Below are 20,166 nucleotides of genomic sequence, written 5' to 3' on the forward strand. Positions count from 1 at the left end.
TTTGATGCTGACCTTGTTGAAATTCGATTTCATTTTTTGCCCACTGGTTTGCTATGGCTAGATACGAAGAAGGGGGGTAAAATGACTCGAATACACTCTGTGATTTTTCTAGCTTCCACCCATTTAGATGATCTGGGAGAATTAGCTTTTTTAGGTTTTCAAGACAAGATGACTTGTGGTTTTGAGTGAGTTCAGCTGGTATCTTACTTAGCAATAGTTCTTGTAACTCTTCTTTTTCTTTTTTCTGTGCATTGTTCAGTTCGTCTTTATATCTGTACGCCAGTTTATTTAAAGTGAACAGAAAAGGCGACATCCATCCCTCCTCAAAAGCCTGGAGGATTTCTGGATGAGTAGGGTATTTTGATTCTATCGTTTCGATGATGCTATCTTTATCCGATTCTTTTATAAAGAGATCGTCCAATCCGAAATATATAGAGGAGCGCCTAAAATGTGACGGATTTTTATATGATCTCGTGCTGGTGTTTTTTTGTCCTATCTTGAAAGTGAATGAAAGGTATCCTGGCTCCCAATATGGGATCTGCGTTTCCTTATAAGATGTTGTTGAAATCTTCTTCAGATTTTCTCGATCGTAAACGAGGAGGGATGACGTTTCTTCGATACTGGAAAAACCTAGTGTTCCCAATTTAAGTAAAGATATCGAGTCAACTTCAGCACCGATTATTTCACTATGCACTGGGTTAAATTCTACGCCAAATAGTTCGTTATTAGGAACGAGTGCGTTACGATTTAACGCAGTCGTGACTTCATTTATGAAGGTGTGGTCTTCTTTTATTGTTATGTATATATCTATTTCATGTTCGCAGATGATATCTGCTATCTCTGAGAGAGTCAGTTTTGGAAAGGCTTCGAAGAGATCATTCAGGTGTCGTATACGATAGAATCGATTCATGTTTTTAAACTATCTAACTGTCATAAATGTCGGCGATCGGATTGCAGTGATGAACGAAGATATCTGGGTGGTACCGCTTTCCAAACACTGTTGGTCCGCCATATCACCTCCACCTCGAGCTAAAGGTTGATGCCTCGATGCGTGCCATCCGGCAGCTCAATATCAACAGAAATCTTCGCGCCGGCACTCTCGGCATAGCGCTTAAGCGTGCTTAACCGTAGATCGTTGCCGGATTTCTCCATTTTTGCGATTGTTGGCTGAGCCACGCCCATGGCTTCAGCCATATCAACCTGGGTTTTCTCCAGCCATTGACGGATTTCACCCAACCGAATCCCGGTAAGGATCTCATCCGCTCTATTATTGATCTCTTCAATCGTTTCCGGTGTTTCTTTCGCCAGAAGTTCGTCGAGACCGTCACGTACACTCATAATTTCCACCTCAGAGCTATTGCCCCTTCAGATGCTTGTCATACTCTGCTTCAGCCAGGGCGATCATATCCCGGTAAAAGCGCTTTTCATTGCCTTTATGTCCGCCGCACAGGATGACACCCTGGCGATCCGGATCAAATGCGAACAGAACCCTGATGGGGTTGCCTTCGCTTTGTACTCTCAGTTCCTTGAGATTCAACATTGACGAGCCCTTGAGGGTATCCGCATAAGGGCGAGACAGCATCGGTCCCTTCACACGAAGCACCTTCAAAAGCGCCAAGATCTCTTTTCGGTCCGCATCACTCTGCTGGTCTAACCATTGCTCAAAAACCTTTCTTGTTTGAATTGTCCACATGGGGTCTCCTATATCTTATTATAGCCCCAATACTATATTGCGTGTAGGCTATTTTCAATCTCCGAATCTTGCAATATCAGCGTAGAGCCATCAGCAAACGTCCATACGGTGCGTTCGCCTTGCCAGTCCTGATCCGCACCGGTGTCACTATCCGCCAGCAGGGCTGCGTGCTTGGCATCGACAGTGCTGGCCGTAGTCGCCTCTGCTTCCGTATTGGCGACAGCGAGCCGCTGGACCATCTCTGTGAGCGCGAATACCGACAGATCCCAGTGCCTGGCCGTCTGGGCCAGGGACAGCCTCGCCCGCTTGCGGAGTCGCCCGACGTGCTCAACAAGTCGCGATTGTTCAGTCACTGCGAGGCTCAGAGCGCGTTCAGTGCCGCAGCCAGCTCCGTCGCCTATGGAGTGCCAGTCTACGACGACGTCAGGCCAGTCTGGCAGCGGTTCAGTGGCGGTAGGCTCAAGATGCGTATGCGCGTCGAGGTAAACGCGGGCTGTCCAGTCGGCAGGGTCGGTAGACGTGATGAAACCGGATTCGTCCCGGCGGTAGGTGCATTCCATTGCGGAGATTCCCTCAACGTATCGGCGTGAAAAAGTGGGGGTACTTATGGGGGTATATTTATAAGGTCCAAAGGAGAGATTGTTTTAAAAATAGTTGATTACGGTGGTTATTGTGTGGAAGCACCACCCACCATTTCTTCCCCCTCTATTCTGTTTCTTACGTCCAGATTTCGCCTGAAGCGCCTTACGATTGCGCCCGAGGTCTATGTATTACTGGTGGGTCTGTACCCTGTGGGAGCGAGCCCCGCTCGCGATATCTCTGATCGCTTGCGAGGCAAGCTCTTACAGCATTGGTGGGACCGCCCGGACTTACTTACCGACCAGGCTTTGCCCGCACACACGCACCACGTTGCCGTTGATGCCGCGCGAGAGCGGATTGCAGTACCAGGCGATGGTTTCCGCCACATCCACCGGCAGGCCGCCCTGGGAAAGGCTGTTCATGCGCCGGCCGGCCTCGCGGATGGTCACCGGCATGGCGGCGGTCATCTGGGTTTCAATGAAGCCGGGCGCCACCGCGTTGATGGTGATGCCGTTCTTCAGCTGCCGCGCCATGCTCTCCACATAGCCGATGACCCCGGATTTGGAGGCGGCATAGTTGGTCTGGCCGAAGTTGCCCGCGAACCCGGCAATGGAGGAGACGCAGACAATGCGGCCGTTCTCGCGCACCAGGTCCCGCTCCATCAGTTCCTCGTCAATCCGTTCCTCCGCCGTAAGGTTCACGGCGATGGCCATATCCCAGAAGTGCTCCGGCATGCGGGCAAGGGTTTTGTCGCGGGTGACGCCGGCGTTGTGAACGACAATATCGATGCCGCCGAACTCGTCCTCCAGGTGATCCGCGATCAGGCGCGGGCCATTGTCCTCGGTGATGTCCGCCGCCAGCGGTGAACCGCCGATGTCCTCGGCCACGCGATTGAGGTCCTCCATGGTGGCGGGAATGTCCAGGCAGACCACGCGCGCGCCGTCCCGGGCCAGGGTGCGGGCAATCGCCTCGCCGATGCCGCGGCTGGCTCCAGTGACCAGTGCCACCTTGCCAGTCAGGGGGGCATTGGTATTTACGGCGGTGCGGCCCTTGGTGCCGCTGCCCTTGCCGATGCGCACTGGTTGACCGTCCACGTAGGCGGACTTGGGCGAGAGGAAGAAGCGCACCGAGGACTCGATCTGGTTCTCGGCATTGGGGGCCACCCACAGCAGCTGGGCAGTGGCCCCTTTCTTGCCGATCTCCTTGGCCACCGATCGCACAAAGCCCTCCAGCGCCTTGTGTGCCGCCGCGCGCGCAGGGTTCTTGCAGGAGGCCGGATCCGTGCCCACGATCAGCACCCTCCCGCACCTGGCGATCTGGCGGATGGTGGGGTGGAAGAAGTCATACAGGCAACGCAGTTCGCTGGTGTCGCGGATGCCGGTGGCGTCGAAGACCAGTGCCTTGAACTTGTGTTCGGCGATGGCCTCGTCCTCCATGGTCAGCGTCTTGGCAACGCCGCTTTCCACCAGTGCCGAGGATTCACCCAGCGTGGCGGGCCCTTCGGGGGAATAGAGTGTGGCCGGACTGCCGCGCAGGGTTTCACCCAGTGCGGAAAGAGCCCGCGGCCTGGGGCCGGCGCCCACCAGCACCTTGCCCTCGATGAACGACTGGTCCTGGCGTTTCCAGCGTTCCAGCTCAATGGGGGCGGGAAGGCCGAGCGAGGATGCGGCCTGTTTCCCGACAGATGTATTCACGAATTTGAGGTAGAGATCGGACATAGCAGTATCCCCTGGTCAGTCGGAATGGAACATTTTCAGATTCATAACGGAGATATGTTACATTCTGTGAACATCTGAATGGTAACGGATCCCCTGGAAAAGGGTCACAGCAGGGAGCTTCCCGGCCGTTTTCAAGTGGCTGTATTGGGCGCTTTCACCCCGTTGAATGCAATGAACCGGCTGTCACCCGGAAGCGTCACCTCAGCCAATGAGGCTGTGCATGCAATCCGCACAGTATGCACCCGATTCTCTCCGCGTCTCGAAAGCAACAGGGATATAATGCAATGGCACAAGCAAAATCGACTTCCAGTAAGAGCAGGCAGAGCAAGGGGAATGGGGCCGCTGCCACGCTGCCGCGCCCGGTCGCCATTCTCGGCGGCAACCGTATTCCATTTGCCCGTTCCAATACCGCCTACAGTAAGCTTTCCAATCAGGACATGTTGACGGCCGCCATCCGTGGGCTGGTGGACCGCTACGGCCTGGAAGGGGAGCGCCTGGGTGAGGTGGTCGCCGGTGCTGTCATCAAGCACTCCCGTGACTTCAACCTGACCCGCGAGACCGTTCTGGGCTCCGGGCTGGCTCCCGAAACCCCGGCCTATGATATCCAGCAGGCCTGTGGGACGGGCCTGGAAGCGGCCATCCTGGTTGCCAACAAGATTGCTCTGGGCCAGGTGGATGTGGGTATCGCGGGGGGCACGGACACTACCTCGGATGCCCCCATCGGTGTGAGTGAGGGCCTGCGTGAACTGCTGCTGGACCTCAACCGCGCGAAAACCAATACGGAACGACTGAAGATTGCCGCCCGTTTCCGCCCGAAGCACCTGGTGCCGCTGATCCCGGAGAACAGCGAGCCGCGTACGGGCATGTCCATGGGGGCGCACCAGCAGGTGACCGCGCATGAGTGGGGCATTCCCCGTGAGGAGCAGGACCAGCTGGCGCTTGAGAGCCACCAGAAACTGGCTGCGGCCTATGAGGAAGGTTTCTTCAGTGACCTGATCACGCCGCTGGCCGGGCTTGAGAGGGACAACATCCTGCGTCCGGACTCCTCACTCGAAAAACTCTCGCAGCTCAAGCCGGTGTTTGATAAGGAAAAGGGCACCATGACGGCGGCCAACAGCACAGCGCTGACCGATGGCGCGTCCTCCGTGCTGCTGGGCAGCGAGGAATGGGCGCAGCAGCGTGGCCTGAAGGTGCGTGCCTATCTGACCCACGTTGAAACAGGCGCCGTGGATTTTGTCGGCAAGAAGGAGGGGTTGCTGATGGCGCCGGCATACGCCGTGCCGCGGCTGCTGGACAAGGCGGGCCTCACACTGCAGGACTTTGATTTCTACGAGATCCACGAGGCGTTCGCCTCACAGGTACTGTGCACCCTCAGGGCCTGGGAGGATCAGACCTTCTGCAAGGAGAAGCTCGGCCGCGCCAAGCCGATGGGCAGCATTGACCGCAGCAAGCTCAACGTTAAGGGCAGCAGTCTCGCGGCGGGCCATCCCTTTGCCGCTACTGGTGCCCGCATTCTGGCCACCGCGGCCAAGCTGCTGGAGCAGAAAGGCAGCGGACGCGCCCTGATCTCCATCTGCGCCGCCGGCGGCCAGGGTGTGACCGCTATCGTGGAGCGTAACTGAGGCCAGTACTCCTGTAGAAGCGAGCCTGCTCGCGATTGTTTCTGATCGCTTGCGAGGCAAGCGCTCCTACAGGGGGCGGAACCCGCTCAGCCCCTGTTCTTCCATCAGGCGTGCAAACTCGATGGTCGCCCGGTCCTGGCCGGGCGCGCCTATAATCTGGATGTTGAACGGAAGACCGTTCTCATCCACGCCAACCGGGGCCGACGTTGCTGGCAGCCCCAGTGTGGTGGCCAGCGCAATCCAGTGCATCTGGTCGGTATAGGGCCGCTCCCTGCCATCCACCAGGATCTTCCGGCGGAACATGGGCTGGCTGCGGTTGTGGGGAATGGCCGTGGTGGGCGTCACCGGCGTCAGCAGTATGTCGGCGGTGCCGAAGAGATCCTCTACAAGGGCCGCCCGGGCCTTTTCCCGCTGTTCTGAATGCTGAAGCCAGTTGAGGACCGGCTGATTCACGCCGAGGATGTACTGCTCCAGCCCAGGGGGCATCCGCATCCAGCGCCCGAAGAGCCGGAGCATATAGCCCATCAGCCTGAGCTGGCGGCGCTGTTTCGGCCGGAAGCCGGTGCCCAGGAGGCTGCCCAGCAGGTTGTGATAGAGGGGCATCAGCTGGCGATGATCCAGCCACTCATGCTCAGCCCGCGACACGCTGGTGCCGGCATCCGCCAGCCGTGTTGCCAGATCCTCATAATGGCGTGTGAGGGCATCCGCGACCGGCGAGGCCGGGTCATGGAAGCAGGTGGCGACCCTGACCTGATCCAGGCGGCTGAAACCGGGGGCCGGCAGTGACAGCTGCCACTGTGGACCTTCGTGGGGCCTGGGGCCGGCGATGACCTCCAGCAGCAGGGCCAGGTCGTCCGCCGTGCGCGCCATGGGGCCGCCTTCGGCCAGGTCCGGCTGCGTCAGGGTGCCCGGAGGACCGGGGATGTGGCCGCGCAGGGAGACAATGTCGCGGCTGGGTTTGTGCCCGAATACGCCGTTGAAGTGGGCCGGTGTTCGGATGGAGCCGCCCACATCCGAGCCTACCTCCAGTGGTGTCATGCCCGCGGCAAGGGCGGCTGCGGCGCCGCCGGATGAACCACCGGGCGTCCGCCCCAGATCCCGCGGGTTGTTGGTCACGCCGAACAGGCGGTTGTAGGTCTGCAGGTCTGAGGCGAAGAGCGGCACATTGGTCTTGCCGATGATGATGGCGCCGGCTTCCTCAAGCCGCTGGATGGCATCGGCATTCCGCTTGGGCCGGTGTGCCTGCAGGGAGGAGGAGCCAGCGGTGGTCGGCATGCCGGCCACCTCCCAGACGTCCTTCACTGTCATGGGCAGTCCGTGCAGAACGCCGCAGTGTTCGCCCTGTTCACGTTGCCGGTCGCGTTCCCGGGCCTGATCCAGGGCCCGTTCACGGTCGAGGTGGATGACGGCATTGATGGGCGCGTTGCGTGCGTCAATGCGTGCCAGCAGTTCAGCCGTAACGGCTTCGCTGGTTATGCTGCCGGTACGGAGTGCACCGGCCAGGTCCCGTGCCGGTTGATCCAGCCATTCGCTCATGTTGATGCCTTCTGCTCTTGTCGGGTCGCTCTGTCGGCTGCCTTCTGTTCATCCTTTTCCGCCAGCGTTTCCTGCCACCGCTTGACGGCCACCTGGTCCTTGACCAGTTCCAGTGTCTCGATCACGCCCTGTATGACAGCCGTATTGGCTTCGGAATTCTCGCGTTCGTGGGGTGTGAGCAGCACATCGACCAGATCCTCCACGAAGTCGTGATTGTCGGGGGAACTCAGGTCATTGAGGATCTGTTCAATCACCTCGGCGGTGATGTCGCCCACCGCGCGATCCAGGGTGCCCGAGGCCCAGCTGCCGAATACCGGCAGTTCACGGATGCGGCCCAGGTCCCGGTTGCGGTTCATGGCTGAAATCACCCGGGTATTGAGGTAGGCGCGCAGTTCCTGCTGTCTGGGCATATAGCCTTCCCGCGCGTAGCGGGTGATCCGGGCGGAGAGAAAGTCCACAAGCAGATCCCTTCGGGGCAGCAGGACTTCCTCCTGGACGCGCCGGACCAGGGGCGAGCCCCGTTTCACTTCCTCCTGTGTGCCGCTGAGCACCTTGATAACCACGCGGTCGGAAAGCTCTTCCATGAACGCGTCGTAGTAGAAGCGCAGGAACTCGAAAAGGCGTGTGTTCGTGATGTCGATGACGCCGTATTTCTGCAGGCGATAGACAATGCTGAAAACGCGCAGAAAACGCAGGATCCGGGCTCCGGAAGCCGGGATGCAGCCCAGCAGGTCGTACCAGTGGGCGATGGGGTAGAAGTACCAGCGCTGGTACTCCCGCCGGTAGACCGCATGCACCCAGCGCACCGCGAACTCGCTCAGGAAAATCCCGATGAACATCAGGTCGTAGAACAGGAAATGCCGGTGTATGGGGTTGTAGAAAGCGGTGAAGGCCGGCACCTGTTGAGTAAGGAGGTCTCTCAGAACATCCACCGCATAGAGGGAATCAAACAGAAGCCAGACAAGATTGATGACCAGCAGCACCAGCATCAGCATATCCAGTGCGAACCAGAGTGTCTGGTGGCTGGTGCGGAGGTTGCGGAGGTTGATGGTGAGCACACTGCATCCTTATGACGTGCCTTGAGGGCTCTTTATAGCAAAGGTGAGCCTGTCACGCACTGGCCCGGCGACCTGGCGGCAGCGTGACCCCATTGGTGCTACGCTGGAAGGACGGAAAGAGGAGGTGAGTCATGGACCTGAAAAAAGCACTGGTTGACCCTGCAGCCGTGTTCACTACGCCGGATGAGGTTGTAACCGCCGGGGAGCTGAGCACTGATGACCGCATCCGGATTCTGCGCCGCTGGGAGTACGACGCGCGTGAGCTGACGGTGGCGGATGACGAGAACATGCCGGGCGACAGCACCCCGCTTCTGGATCAGGTGCTGGCCGCGCTTAACAGACTGGGCTATTCGCCTGATCCGGATCAGGAGCCGCCCACCAAACAGGGTGGTGTCTGACTGTCGGGGTGTTAAATCGGACCAAAGTCCTACAGGGGCCTTCTGTAACAGAATGTTTCAGGTAGAATGCCCGTTCGCTGATGCAACCATCCCGGTGTTAATGCAAGGAGAAGGCTCCCGATGAAGCGAATGAGTGTGCTGGACTCGTCCTGGCTCAAGGTCGAGTCCGAAGACACGCCCATGCATGTGGGCACGATGCAGATCTTCTCGTTGCCGGAGGGAGCGCCTGAGACCTTCCTGCGGGACATGGTTGAGCGCATGAAGAATGCGGGTGAGATCCAGGCGCCCTGGAAGTATAAGCTGTTCAGTGGCAGCCGCCTGGGGCGCAGTCTGGTGCCGGCCTGGGTTGAGGACCAGGATCTGGACCTGGACTACCATGTGCGCCATTCGGCCCTGCCGAAGCCCGGCAGTGAGCGTGAACTGGGGGTTCTGGTCTCGCGTCTGCATTCGCACCCGCTGGATTTCGATCGCCCGCTCTGGGAGTGCCACATCATCGAAGGGCTTGAGGGCAACCGGTTTGCGCTCTACACCAAGATGCACCACTCCATGATCGATGGCATCAGTGGTGTACGCCTGATGCAGAAGATCCTGACCACGGATCCCGCCCGTACCAACATGCCACCACCCTGGGCGGTTGAGCCCAGCCAGCGCCGCTCCCAGGCCGGGCAGGGGGTTACCTCGGTTCAGGGGGCGTTTGAGCAGGCGGTTGAGGCGCTGCGCATCCAGGCTGGCTCTACCCCGCAGCTGGCGGCGGCGGTGGGGCGCCTCGCCAGTGCCGCCTGGCGGCGCAAGGACAGCAAGCTGACCGCGCCCTTCGTGGGCCCGCAGTCGATCCTCAATAATCGCATCACCGGTCAGCGTCGTTTTGCGACCCAGCTCTATGAGTTCGATCGTCTCAAGACCATCTGCCGCAGGACGGATGCGTCGCTGAACGATGTGGTACTGCAGATCTGTGGCACCGCCCTGCGCCGCTTCCTGCTGGAGCAGGACGCCCTTCCGGAAGAGCCGTTGACGGCGGGGATCCCGGTCAATGTGAGGCCTGCCGATGACGAGGGCACCGGTACGGCGATCAGCTTCATGATCGCCAGCCTGGCGACCGATGAGCCGGATGCCATGGCGCGGCTGGAGCAGATCAAGGAGTCCACCCAGAAAGCCAAGGAGCATCTCCAGAGTCTGCCGCGGCAGGTTCTGAACCAGTACACCATGATGCTGATGTCGCCCTACATCCTGCAGCTGGTCTCCGGGTTGGGTGGGCGCATGCGGCCGGTGTTCAATGTCACCATCTCGAACGTCCCCGGGCCGAGTGAACCCCTGTACTACGAGGGCGCCCGCATGGAGGCGATGTACCCGGTCTCCCTGGTGACCCATGGCGGCGCGCTCAACATCACCTGCCTGAGCTACGCGGGCTCGCTCAACTTCGGCTATACCGGTTGCCGGGATACCCTGCCGAGCATGCAGCGCCTCGCGGTGTACACGGGTGAGGCGCTGGATGAACTTGAGGCGCGGGTGACTGCGCGCGACTGAGTCCAGAAGCTGGCCCCGTCCTTTACAGTGCACAGCTGTTCACTGTATTGTCAGGCCATGAGCAACGCTGATTTCCATCCCGTCGAAGAAATCTGGAACGCCCTGACCCATGGCCTGGGGGCGGTTCTGGCACTTGCAGGGACCATTGTCCTGATAGCGCTGGCTGTCCTCCATGGCGATGTCTGGTCCATCACCAGCGCCACGGTTTACGGCATCAGCATGGTGGTTCTCTTCCTAGCCTCCACTCTGTACCACAGCGCGCGCCGGCCAACACTGCGCCGGGCCTTCAAGATGTTCGATCACTGCGCCATCTTCCTGCTGATAGCCGGCACCTACACGCCGTTCCTGCTGGTGAACATGCGTGGGACCCTGGGCTGGACCCTGTTCGCCATAATCTGGGGGCTGGCTGTGGGCGGCATTGTGTTCAAGCTGGTATTCGGCCATCGCTACAGGGCACTCGAGGTGGCCACCTTCCTGGTGATGGGGTGGCTGGTGGTCGTGGCAGCCACGGAGCTGCCCGCTATCCTGGGGGTGACCGAACTGGCATTGCTGGTGGCCGGTGGGCTCTCCTACACGGTCGGGGTGGTCTTCTACCTCCTGAATCGGATTCCCTACAATCACGCGATCTGGCACCTGTTTGTCCTGGCCGGGGGCGCCCTGCATTATTTTGCCGTCTATAACGGTTTCCTGACCGCCTGGCAGAGCTGACGAATTTACTGCGCCGAGCCCGTGGCTGTGCGCTTCGGGGCTGATATCATGCGTGGATGATGACCCCGAAAGTTCTCCGGCTTCTGCTTTTCCCGCTGTTGATCCTGGCCGTGGCCGGAGTCCGTGCGGCGGAACTCGAGGTCATTGTTGAGCCGGAAAACGACGCCCTCCAGTCCAACATCCGTGCCCATGTAGGGGATCTCGGGGACCGCAATGCAGCCTCCCTGCGCCGTTTCGCCGCCCATGCCCGGGACAGTGCCACGGAAGCCATCCGCGCACTCGGCTATTACGACGGCGACATCCGCTACCAGGTGGTGGAGGGGGATCCGCCCGTGCTGCGTCTTGAAGTGGCACCCGGCGAGCCGGTGCGCCTGACCAGTGTGCGCATTGAGGTGCGTGGCGAGGGGGCCGACCTGGCGGCGTTCGAGGTGCCCGGGCGGTTGCGCCCGGAGGTCGGTGATGTCCTGAATCATGGGCACTATGAACAGGTGAAGCGCTTCCTGCGGGGGCGTGCCCAGACGCATGGTTTCTTCGATGGCGAGTTCGTTACCCGCGAGCTGAGGGTGCGCCCGGATGAGCGCGAGGCTGAAATCCGACTGCTGTATGACAGCGGCCCGCGATACAGCCTGGGAGAAGCCCATTTCCCTGAGGACATCTATTTTGAGCAGGATCTGCTTAAGCGTTTCGTGCGGTTTGAGCCGGGAACGCCCTATCATTCGGATCGTGTGATTGAACTGACCCAGGACCTGAGAGGTGCCGGCTATTTCAGTGAGGTTCTGGTGGACGCTGATCCGGGAGCGGCTGACAACGGGGAGATTCCGGTGGATGTCACCCTGGATGAGCGCACACGCCATTCACTGGGAACGGGCGTGGGCTTCAGCACCGACGTGGGCCCCCGCCTCCGGGCCACCTGGGACCAGCACTACGTGAACCCCCAGGGGCACCGCCGCGGGATGGAGTTCGAGGTTTCGCGGCCACGCCAGAATGCCGGCCTTTACTATGAGTTGCCGCTCAATCCACCCATGACGGATTCTCTGCGCTTTACTGGCTCCTACCAGAATGAAGACATCGAGGATACGCGTTCCCGTCGGATCAGCCTGGGTGGCCAGTGGCAGAGTGAGTTGGATTCCGGGTGGCAGCAGGTGGTCTCGCTGCAGCGCGAGGAGGTCCGTTTCCGCGTGGGCGACGACCGTGAACAGCGTACGGTCCTGGTGCTGCCGGGCCTGAGCTACAGCTATCTCTACCGCAACTCCCCGGTGGATCCCTCCAGGGGCTATCGTTTCCAGTTTGAAAGTTCCGGTGGCCAACGTGACCTGCTTTCTGACATTGATGTGATCCATCTGGTCGCCTCGGCCCGTGGGCTGATCACCGTGGGCAACGGGCACCGTTTTCTCGCAAGGGTGCGCGCCGGCGGCATTGGAACCAATGAATTTGATCAGGTACCACCCTTTCTGCGTTTCTTCGCCGGTGGTGACCAGAGCGTGCGTGGATACGGTTACCGCACCCTGGGCCCGACGGATGAGGACGGCGACAATGTTGGCGGGCGCTTCCTGCTCACCGGCAGCGTCGAATACCAGTACCCACTGTCGAACAGCTGGCGCTTGGCGACTTTCGTGGATGAAGGCAATGCCTTTGATGATCTGGGGGATCCACTGAAAACCGGTGTGGGCGTGGGCATCCGTTGGGTGTCACCAGTGGGACCCATCCGCCTGGACATTGCGCGGGGGCTGGATGAACCCGAGAACTTCCGCCTTCATTTCTCCATGGGGCCGGAACTCTGATGATGCGTCGCCGTGTTCTCTGGGCAGTGATGCTGTTGCCGGTGGCGGCCCTGCTGGTGGTGATGGCGGTGGCAGGCTGGCTGCTGTTCACCGAGAGCGGGAGCCGCTGGGTCATCCAACAGGTCCCTGGCCTGGAAGTGGCGGGTTACCAGGGCTCGCTGGGCAGTGCCTGGCGTGCGGAGCGCGTTGTCTATGACGACGGCCGGGGAACAGAGGCCCGGCTGGAGGGCGTGGACCTCGCCTGGTCCCCCGGGTGCCTCTTCACACTGGAACTCTGCGTGGACCGACTCCATGCCAGCCGGGTGGCGCTCTCCCTTCCTGAGGGCGAGGCCTCGGAAGCCTCCAGTGACGCCATTGAACTGCCCGCCATCCGGCTGCCGCTTTCCGTATCCATCGCGGACCTGGATGTGGGCCGGATCAGCTGGAACGACACGCTGATCCTCGAAGCGATTGAGTCCAGGGCCACACTCAGCAGCGGCACTCTCCAGCTTGATTCACTGCGCGTGATCAGGGAGGGCCTGGATGCCAGGGCCGAAGGGTCCCTCGAAATGAGGGGGGACTGGCCGGTGGATCTGGCACTGGAGTTGGGTTATGAAACGGGTACGGATTTCCCCGGAGAGCTGAATCTGACGGCGGAGCTGGCCGGAACGGTCAGCGCGCTGGATGTGATGGCCCGTATGAGCCACCCCTGGCAGGCGCGCCTGCAGGGGCGGGTGAACCCCCTGGAGCCAGGAGTCCCCGCCGAAGCCCGACTGAGCGCTGAGCATTTCGCGGCAACACCGGATCTGCCACCGCACTATGCGCTGAGGGATCTGGTGCTCGATGCCAGCGGCGATCTGGATGAAGGCTGGTCCGTCGCGGGGGATGCGGTGCTTGCCACCCAACCCGGGCTTGATGTGTCCCTGGAAGGGCATACCACCATCAAACAGGCAAGCATCGAGAAACTTGCCGTCTCGGACGACCAGGGGGGGGCGCGCTCGCTGGTGCTCAGAGGCGCCAGCGTAAGCTGGAGTGATGGGCTGAGCGCCAGTGGTTCGCTGGCGTGGCACTATTTCCCCTGGCAACGGCTGGTCCCGGATCTGCCCTCGGTGCCGGTGGCCGTGAGCGATGCCGGCCTGGATTTTGCGCTTGAAGACGGCGAGTACACCGGGCGCCTGGATGCGCAGCTCTTCACACGGGAAGGGCCCGTATGGCTGCGGACACCGGTTGAAGGCGACTTCGGTCGGGCCCGCCTTGAGGGGCTGGGTCTGGCCAGTGCACTGGGGCGTGCTGCTGGCGATCTGGGGGTGGGGTGGTCCGGCGGCCTTGAGTGGCGTACGGACCTTGCACTGGAGAATCTACTGCCGGGCCGGCGTCTGCCGGAGCTGGATGGGGTGCTCAGTGGTCATCTCAGGAGCAGCGGCCGCATGACGGATAACGGTCCTGAAGGGGATGGTTCGCTGGAGCTGGCGGGCGGCCTCCGGGGCCAGGCTCTGTGGCTGAAAACGGGGGTCCGTCTGGAGGGGAAACACTGGGAGATCCCCGCGTTGGAGCTGCGTTTCGGCGACAATGGACTCACTGGTTCCGCCCGCCAGGCGGAGCAGCTGCAGGCGGAGCTGGAATGGAACCTGCCGGTACTGGGCCAGTTCTGGTCCGGTCTTGAAGGGCAGCTTGAGGGGCGTGCCAGTGGCCGCCATCTGCTTGGCGACCCGAAGGGGAGCATGACCTTCAGCGCCCGGGATCTGGCGATTGAGGAGTACGGCATCGAACTCAGGCAGCTGCAGGGTGAGGCGGGTCTGGCCGACGACGGTGCGGCCCGGGCCCGCGTGGATTTCTCGGGACTGGAAGCCCGGGAGCAGCGGCTGGAATCCGGCCAGCTGAGGGTTGACGGGTCCCTGGCCGATCATGAGCTCGGTCTGTCCCTGATGCACCGCCAGGGAAATCTGCGACTGAGCGCAGCAGGCGCCTGGGGGAGTGAAGGCTGGCAGGCCACCCTCAACGGCGGTGGTGTCGCACTTCCGGGCCAGCACTGGCTGATGGCGACCCCGGCCAGGCTGACGCTCGCCCGGGATGGCGAGGCCCACCTCGGGGCCCACTGCTGGCGCTGGGGCGGTGCCCGTCTCTGCACCGGTGATCAGCGGCTCAATCCGGCGCCCTCACTGAAGCTGGGTGTGGCGGATCTGCCCACCCGGGCCTTCAGGCCCCTGCTGCCACCGACCTTCCGTTGGGAAGACACCCTGGATGCCCATGCCACGCTGGAACTGGATGACCAGGGGCCACGCGGGCGGGCATGGATTGATGCCGGCAGCGGCCAGGTTGAATTGCGCCGTGACGTGGATCCGGACAATCTGGACGCGCAGGTGGATGAGCAGGAGGGCGAGCAGGCCTGGCAGTGGCTGCCGTTTGAGTACAGCGGGTTGCGGGTTGCCGCGGATTTCGGGCCTGAGCGCACACGGCTGAGCGCGGATCTGGCTGGCCCGGAGATCGGGCAGCTTGACCTGAATGCCGCGCTCAGGCCGCTGGAGGAGGGCATGCCAGTGGACGGCCAGCTCAATCTGGAGGCGCTGGATCTGGCCCTGATCCGTCCCTTCCTGGACCTGGACACCGTGGAAGGACGGCTGGCGGGGCGCCTGGATGTCAGCGGGCCCGTGGCATCACCTTCCATGCAGGGGGAGGTGGCCCTGTCGGAGGGCGAGATCCGCGACCCCCGGCTCCCGCTCCCTCTGTCTGAACTGAGTGCAACAGCGCGCATCGATGGCACGGAAGCAAGGATCGACGGGAACTGGCGCAGCGGTGAGGAGGGCCAGGGCCGGATTGAAGGCTCGGCCAGCTGGGCCGATGGGCCGAGGGCAGAGATTTCCCTGGTGGCTGAGTCGCTGCCGGTGAGTGTGCCGCCTTACGCAGAGCTGACGGTCTTCCCGGATCTGATGCTGCGTTACGGAGAGGAGGGGGTTGGCGTCTCCGGCCAGGTCCGTGTTCCTTCCGGAAGCGTGGTGATCGAATCCCTCCCGGAGTCTGCCGTTGGTGTATCCGGCGATACGGTGATTGAAGGCGAGGAACCCGACGCCGGCCCCATGCCTCTATCCCTGGACCTGGACGTGCGGATCGGGGAGGAGCGTGTGGATTTCAACGGTTTCGGTGTGACAGGGAACCTTGAGGGGCGCCTGAACCTGGCCGACGACATGGTGGCCAATGGCAACCTCAACCTGCGTAATGGCCGTTATGAGCTCTATGGCCAGGATCTGCGCATCCGCCGCGCCACACTGCTGTTCTCCGGGCCCATTGACCGGCCTTTCCTGGACATCGAGGCGGTGCGGATTGTGGACGACGTGACGGCCGGCATACGGATCACAGGCCCCGCGGACGAACCGCGCTCCGAGATCTTCTCCGAGCCCCCGATGAGCCAGCAGCAGGCGCTGGCGTATCTGACACTGGGCCGGCCACTGGAAAGCGAGAGCGACAGCTATGCCATGGAGCGGGCTGCGATCAATCTCGGGCTGGCCCGCACCGCGCCGCTCACCCGCGAGATCGGTGAACGTGTCGGGATCGAGGACCTGCAGCTTGAGACCGAGGGGCGGGGCGAGGAGGCGAGTGTGGTGGCCTCCGGCTACCTGACGGACAGGCTCAGTCTGCGTTACGGCGTGGGTCTGTTCCAGCCCGTCAGCCGTATGGCGCTGCGTTACGACCTGTCGCGCAACCTCTATCTGGAAGCCGCCAGTGGTCTTGCCAGCTCACTCGATCTATTCTATCGGACAGACTTTGGCAAACCGGGAGACTGACCATGCTTGTCCATGGTGACCAGATCCGGCTCACGCCCCGGGAGCGTCGGGTGATCCGGCGCCTGACCGGAATAGACCCGCACTTCATCCACAACCGGGAAACAATGATCCGTTTCCGGGATCAGTACCTGCAGAGCTACCCCACTGATACCCCCCAGATCCGGCTGGTCAAACTGCTACTGCGTCGCAACCTTGTGTAGCGTCTTTCCGGATGTTGATTTTTCGCAATGGCCTCGATAGCCAGTGGTGATTAGATGGAACCACGATGCGGCAATAACAAGAGAGGCCCTCATGACGGACCCGGCTCAGGTGCCTGAAGAAGACCGCAGAAAACACGAAATCGGGCTCTTCCTTTTCCTGATCGTTTTTCTGTTCCCACTGGTGACCTTCATGGTCGTTGGCGGTTATGGCTTTGGCGTCTGGATGTTCCAGGAGCTGATGGGCCCGCCCGGCCCTCCGACAGGCTAGTGGGAGCCCCGCCATGACAGACGAGATCCATATCGCGAGCCTGCTCGTTCAGGTGGCCCCGGAGTCCCTGGATGATCTGAGCCAGTGGGCCGGCGCCCACCCTGAGGTGGAAGTCCGCGGCACGGACCCGGCCGGGAAGCTGGTGCTGATCACCGAGAGCGAGGGTCGCCAGCCCATTCTTGACCTGATGGATGCCTGCCGGGATCGCCCCGGCGTGTTCACCGTCAATCTCATCTACCACGAGATCCTCAACGCCCAGGAAGCGGATCAACCGGAGGAAATCCAGCCATGACCATGACACGTCGGGAATTCGCCAAGGCCAATGCCGCCGCGGCTGCTGCTGCCACGGCGGGGATGGCAATCCCTGCCGGCGCCAGTAACCTGATCACCAACCAGGAGCTGACCTCTCTGCGATGGGACAAGGCCGCCTGTCGTTTCTGTGGCGTGGGCTGCAGCGTCATGGTCGGCACCCGGGGCGGGCAGATCGTCGCCACCCACGGTGACAACCAGTCCGAGGTCAACCGGGGGCTCAACTGCGTTAAGGGGTATTTCCTCTCCAAGATCCTCTATGGGAAGGACCGGCTGGAACAGCCCATGCTGCGCAAGCGTGATGGCCAGTACCATAAGGAAGGCCAGTTCGAGCCGGTGTCCTGGGACGAAGCGCTGGACGTCATGGCCGAGAAGTTCAAGACGGCCATCCGCGAGCATGGCCCGGACAGCGTGGCCATGTTCGGCTCAGGCCAGTGGACCATCTGGGAGGGCTATGCCGCGTCCAAGCTGATGAAAGCAGGCTTCCGCACCAACAACATCGATCCCAACGCCCGCCACTGCATGGCCTCGGCCGTGGGTGGGTTCATGCGTACCTTCGGGTCCGATGAGCCCATGGGCGTGTACGACGACATCGAGGAGGCGGATGCCTTTGTGGTCTGGGGCTCCAACATGGCGGAGATGCACCCGGTGCTCTGGACCCGGGTCACGGACCGGCGCCTGTCCTACCCGGACACCGAGGTTGCCGTGCTCTCCACCTTTGAGCACCGCTCCTTCGACCTGGCGGACAACGGCATGGTCATGCATCCGCACGCGGACGTGGTCATCCTCAACTACATCGCCAACCACATCATCCAGTCCGGTAGCGTGAATCAGGACTTCGTGGATAAGCACACGAAGTTCGTCCGCAACGTGACTGACATCGGCTACGGGCTGCGGCCCGAGGATCCGCGCCAGCAGGAGGCCGAGAACGCGGACAACCCCAACAGCTGGTCGGACATGAGCTTCGAGGAATTCCGGGAGCACGTCAGCGAATTCACCCTCGAACGCGCCGCGCGCGAATCCGGGGTACGGGAAAGCCAGCTTGAACGCCTGGCCGAGCTCTACGCCGATCCCGACCGCAAGGTGATGACCTTCTGGACCATGGGCGTGAACCAGCACACCCGGGGTGTGTGGGTGAACAACCTGATCTACAACCTGCATCTGCTTACCGGCAAGATCAGCACCCCGGGCAACAGCCCGTTCTCGCTGACGGGCCAGCCTTCCGCCTGCGGCACTGCGCGGGAGGTGGGCACGTTCGCGCACCGGCTGCCGGCGGACATGGTGGTGGCCAACGCCGATCACCGGAAGAAGGCAGAGAAGATCTGGAAACTGCCGGAAGGCACCATTCCCTCGAAGGTCGGCTTCCATGCCGTGGAGCAGAGCCGCCAGCTGCGTGACGGCAACCTCAAGGTCTACTGGACCCAGGTGACCAACAACATCCAGGCCGGCCCGAACTCAGCCCAGGAGACCTATCCCGGATGGCGCAACCCGGAGTCGTTCATCATTGTCTCCGACATGTACCCCACGGTTTCCGCCCAGTGCGCGGACCTGATCCTGCCGACCGCCTCCTGGGTTGAGAAGGAGGGGGCCTTCGGCAACTCCGAGCGCCGGACCCAGTTCTTCTACCAGCTGGTGAGCGGGCCGGGCGAGTCCCGCTCGGATCTGTGGCAGACAGTGGCGCTTTCAAAGCGCATCCGGCTGGACGAGGTCTGGCCGGAGGAGCAGCTGCAGAAGGCACCGGAGCTGCGGGATAAAACGCTGTTCGACCTGCTGTTCGCCAACGGTAACGTGGATGCCTACCCGCTGGATCAGATGCGCGAGGGTTACCCGAACCATGAATCCGAGGACTTCGGGTTCTACATCCAGAAGGGCATCTTCGAGGAATACCGGAACTTCGGCGAGGGCAAGGGTAAGGATCTGGCGCCCTTCGACACCTACCACGAAGTGCGCGGCCTGCGCTGGCCGGTGATTGACGGCGAGGAGACCCGCTGGCGCTACCGCGAGGGACTGGATCCCTACGTGGAAGAGGGCACCGGCTGGCAGTTCTACGGTAACGACGACAACCGCGCCCGCATCTTCGCGGTGCCCGATGAGCCGCCGGCCGAGAGTCCGGATGATGAATACCCCATGTGGCTGTGCACCGGCCGGGTTCTGGAGCACTGGCACACAGGGTCCATGACACGCCGGGTGCCGGAGCTGCACCAGGCCGTGCCGGATGCTCTGGTCTACATGAACTTCGACGATGCCCGGGAACAGGGCATGCGTCGTGGCAGCGAGGTACGCGTGGTCAGTCGCCGGGGCTCCATCCGCGCCCGGGTCGAGACACGGGGCCGCGTGAATCCACCCAGGGGACTGATCTTCGTGCCCTTCTTCGACGCGGGCAAGCTGATCAACAAGGTCACACTGGACGCCACGGACCCCATCTCCAAGCAGACTGACTTCAAGAAATGCGCGGTCCGCCTGGAACTTGTGGACCTGGCTTAAGGCACCGGAACAGAGAGGCCCATCATGAAAAGCTTCATCACGACTGTAACCCTTCTGGTGCTCACCGTTCTGGCCATGGGCGTGGCGGCTGAGAAGACGACGGACGCGCCCAGGCCGGATGGCCTGCGTGGTGCCGGCTACAGCGCAACGCCGTCGGCCCCGCCCATTGCCGGGGTTACCGACCGCAAGGGGCGCGAGGAGCGCAATTATCCGGAACAGCCGCCGGTGATCCCCCACAGTATTGACGGCTACCAGCTGGACAAGCGCTTCAACCAGTGCCTGGACTGCCACAGCCGCAGCGCCTCACCGGAGAGCGGGGCACCCATGGTCAGCATCACCCACTTCATGGATCGCAACAAACAGGTGCTGGCGGCGGTTTCACCGGACCGTTACTTCTGCACCCAGTGCCATGTGCCGCAGACGGACGTGGATCCGCTGGTGGAGAACCAATTTGAGACGGTGGATGAAGTGCTGCGGCGGCTGGCCGAAGCCGGTGACGGCCAGGGAGGCGCGGAATGAAACAATGGCTG

The 20,166-nt window shown here is 61.6% G+C and carries 18 protein-coding genes; 11 read left to right on the forward strand and 7 right to left on the reverse strand.

Annotated features, from left to right (window positions below; all coding sequences use genetic code 11):
- The 5 genes from QZ501_RS10585 to QZ501_RS10605 form a co-directional block, all read right to left on the reverse strand.
- Positions 1–910: hypothetical protein (locus QZ501_RS10585; RefSeq protein WP_295719336.1), on the reverse strand; the 910-nt coding region annotated here is incomplete at its 3' end.
- Between the two features lie 119 nt (positions 911–1,029).
- Complete coding sequence (locus QZ501_RS10590; protein WP_295719338.1) at positions 1,030–1,338, reverse strand: helix-turn-helix domain-containing protein; 309 nt, start codon at positions 1,336–1,338, stop codon at positions 1,030–1,032.
- Positions 1,339–1,354: 16 nt separating this feature from the next.
- Positions 1,355–1,693, reverse strand: a complete 339-nt coding sequence (locus QZ501_RS10595) for a type II toxin-antitoxin system RelE/ParE family toxin (RefSeq protein WP_295719340.1) — start codon at positions 1,691–1,693, stop codon at positions 1,355–1,357.
- Between the two features lie 32 nt (positions 1,694–1,725).
- Positions 1,726–2,253 (reverse strand): hypothetical protein, encoded by a 528-nt coding sequence (locus tag QZ501_RS10600; protein ID WP_295719342.1) that lies wholly within the window; start codon positions 2,251–2,253, stop codon positions 1,726–1,728.
- Positions 2,254–2,562: 309 nt separating this feature from the next.
- Positions 2,563–3,990, reverse strand: coding sequence for a 3-oxoacyl-ACP reductase (locus QZ501_RS10605; RefSeq protein WP_151438933.1), 1,428 nt, complete (start codon positions 3,988–3,990; stop codon positions 2,563–2,565).
- A gap of 284 nt (positions 3,991–4,274) precedes the next feature.
- Here QZ501_RS10605 and QZ501_RS10610 point away from each other — a divergent pair, with 284 nt between their 5' ends.
- Positions 4,275–5,612, forward strand: a complete 1,338-nt coding sequence (locus tag QZ501_RS10610) for an acetyl-CoA C-acetyltransferase (RefSeq protein WP_295719344.1) — start codon at positions 4,275–4,277, stop codon at positions 5,610–5,612.
- A gap of 66 nt (positions 5,613–5,678) precedes the next feature.
- Here the strand turns inward: QZ501_RS10610 and QZ501_RS10615 are convergent, their stop codons facing one another.
- Complete coding sequence (locus tag QZ501_RS10615; RefSeq protein WP_295719346.1) at positions 5,679–7,148, reverse strand: amidase family protein; 1,470 nt, start codon at positions 7,146–7,148, stop codon at positions 5,679–5,681.
- Positions 7,145–8,206, reverse strand: a complete 1,062-nt coding sequence (locus QZ501_RS10620) for an ion transporter (RefSeq protein WP_202405513.1) — start codon at positions 8,204–8,206, stop codon at positions 7,145–7,147. Before QZ501_RS10620 ends, QZ501_RS10615 begins: the two co-directional genes overlap by 4 nt.
- A gap of 131 nt (positions 8,207–8,337) precedes the next feature.
- Between QZ501_RS10620 and QZ501_RS10625 the strand changes: the two genes are divergently transcribed.
- From QZ501_RS10625 to QZ501_RS10670, 10 genes are all read left to right on the forward strand, one after another.
- Positions 8,338–8,604, forward strand: coding sequence for a hypothetical protein (locus QZ501_RS10625; protein WP_095617585.1), 267 nt, complete (start codon positions 8,338–8,340; stop codon positions 8,602–8,604).
- Positions 8,605–8,724: 120 nt separating this feature from the next.
- On the forward strand, positions 8,725–10,128 hold the full coding sequence (locus tag QZ501_RS10630; protein WP_160897999.1) for a wax ester/triacylglycerol synthase family O-acyltransferase: 1,404 nt from the start codon (positions 8,725–8,727) through the stop codon (positions 10,126–10,128).
- A 57-nt stretch (positions 10,129–10,185) separates the two neighbouring features.
- The gene (locus QZ501_RS10635; RefSeq protein ID WP_160898000.1) at positions 10,186–10,836 is read left to right on the forward strand and encodes a hemolysin III family protein; all 651 of its coding nucleotides are present in this window, start codon (positions 10,186–10,188) and stop codon (positions 10,834–10,836) included.
- 56 nt (positions 10,837–10,892) lie between these two features.
- Positions 10,893–12,617 carry an autotransporter assembly complex family protein gene (locus tag QZ501_RS10640; RefSeq protein WP_151438938.1) on the forward strand — a complete coding sequence of 575 codons (1,725 nt, stop codon included), beginning with the start codon at positions 10,893–10,895 and terminating at the stop codon, positions 12,615–12,617.
- Positions 12,617–16,375 (forward strand): translocation/assembly module TamB domain-containing protein, encoded by a 3,759-nt coding sequence (locus QZ501_RS10645; protein WP_295719351.1) that lies wholly within the window; start codon positions 12,617–12,619, stop codon positions 16,373–16,375. Before QZ501_RS10640 ends, QZ501_RS10645 begins: the two co-directional genes overlap by 1 nt.
- 2 nt (positions 16,376–16,377) lie before the next feature.
- Positions 16,378–16,575 carry a hypothetical protein gene (locus QZ501_RS10650; protein WP_095617580.1) on the forward strand — a complete coding sequence of 66 codons (198 nt, stop codon included), beginning with the start codon at positions 16,378–16,380 and terminating at the stop codon, positions 16,573–16,575.
- 91 nt (positions 16,576–16,666) lie between these two features.
- A complete protein-coding gene (locus QZ501_RS10655) occupies positions 16,667–16,843 on the forward strand; it encodes a nitrate reductase (protein ID WP_160898002.1) in 177 nt (58 codons plus the stop codon).
- Positions 16,844–16,856: 13 nt separating this feature from the next.
- Complete coding sequence (locus QZ501_RS10660) at positions 16,857–17,135, forward strand: chaperone NapD (RefSeq protein WP_160898003.1); 279 nt, start codon at positions 16,857–16,859, stop codon at positions 17,133–17,135.
- On the forward strand, positions 17,132–19,636 hold the full coding sequence (gene napA, locus QZ501_RS10665; RefSeq protein ID WP_295719355.1) for a nitrate reductase catalytic subunit NapA: 2,505 nt from the start codon (positions 17,132–17,134) through the stop codon (positions 19,634–19,636). The genes QZ501_RS10660 and napA overlap by 4 nt, the downstream gene beginning before the upstream one ends.
- Positions 19,637–19,660: 24 nt before the next feature.
- Positions 19,661–20,155 carry a nitrate reductase cytochrome c-type subunit gene (locus QZ501_RS10670; protein WP_295719357.1) on the forward strand — a complete coding sequence of 165 codons (495 nt, stop codon included), beginning with the start codon at positions 19,661–19,663 and terminating at the stop codon, positions 20,153–20,155.
- Positions 20,156–20,166 lie beyond the last annotated feature (11 nt).

The organism is uncultured Halovibrio sp., from assembly GCF_913056445.1.
Taxonomy (GTDB): domain Bacteria; phylum Pseudomonadota; class Gammaproteobacteria; order Pseudomonadales; family Oleiphilaceae; genus Halospina; species Halospina utahensis_B.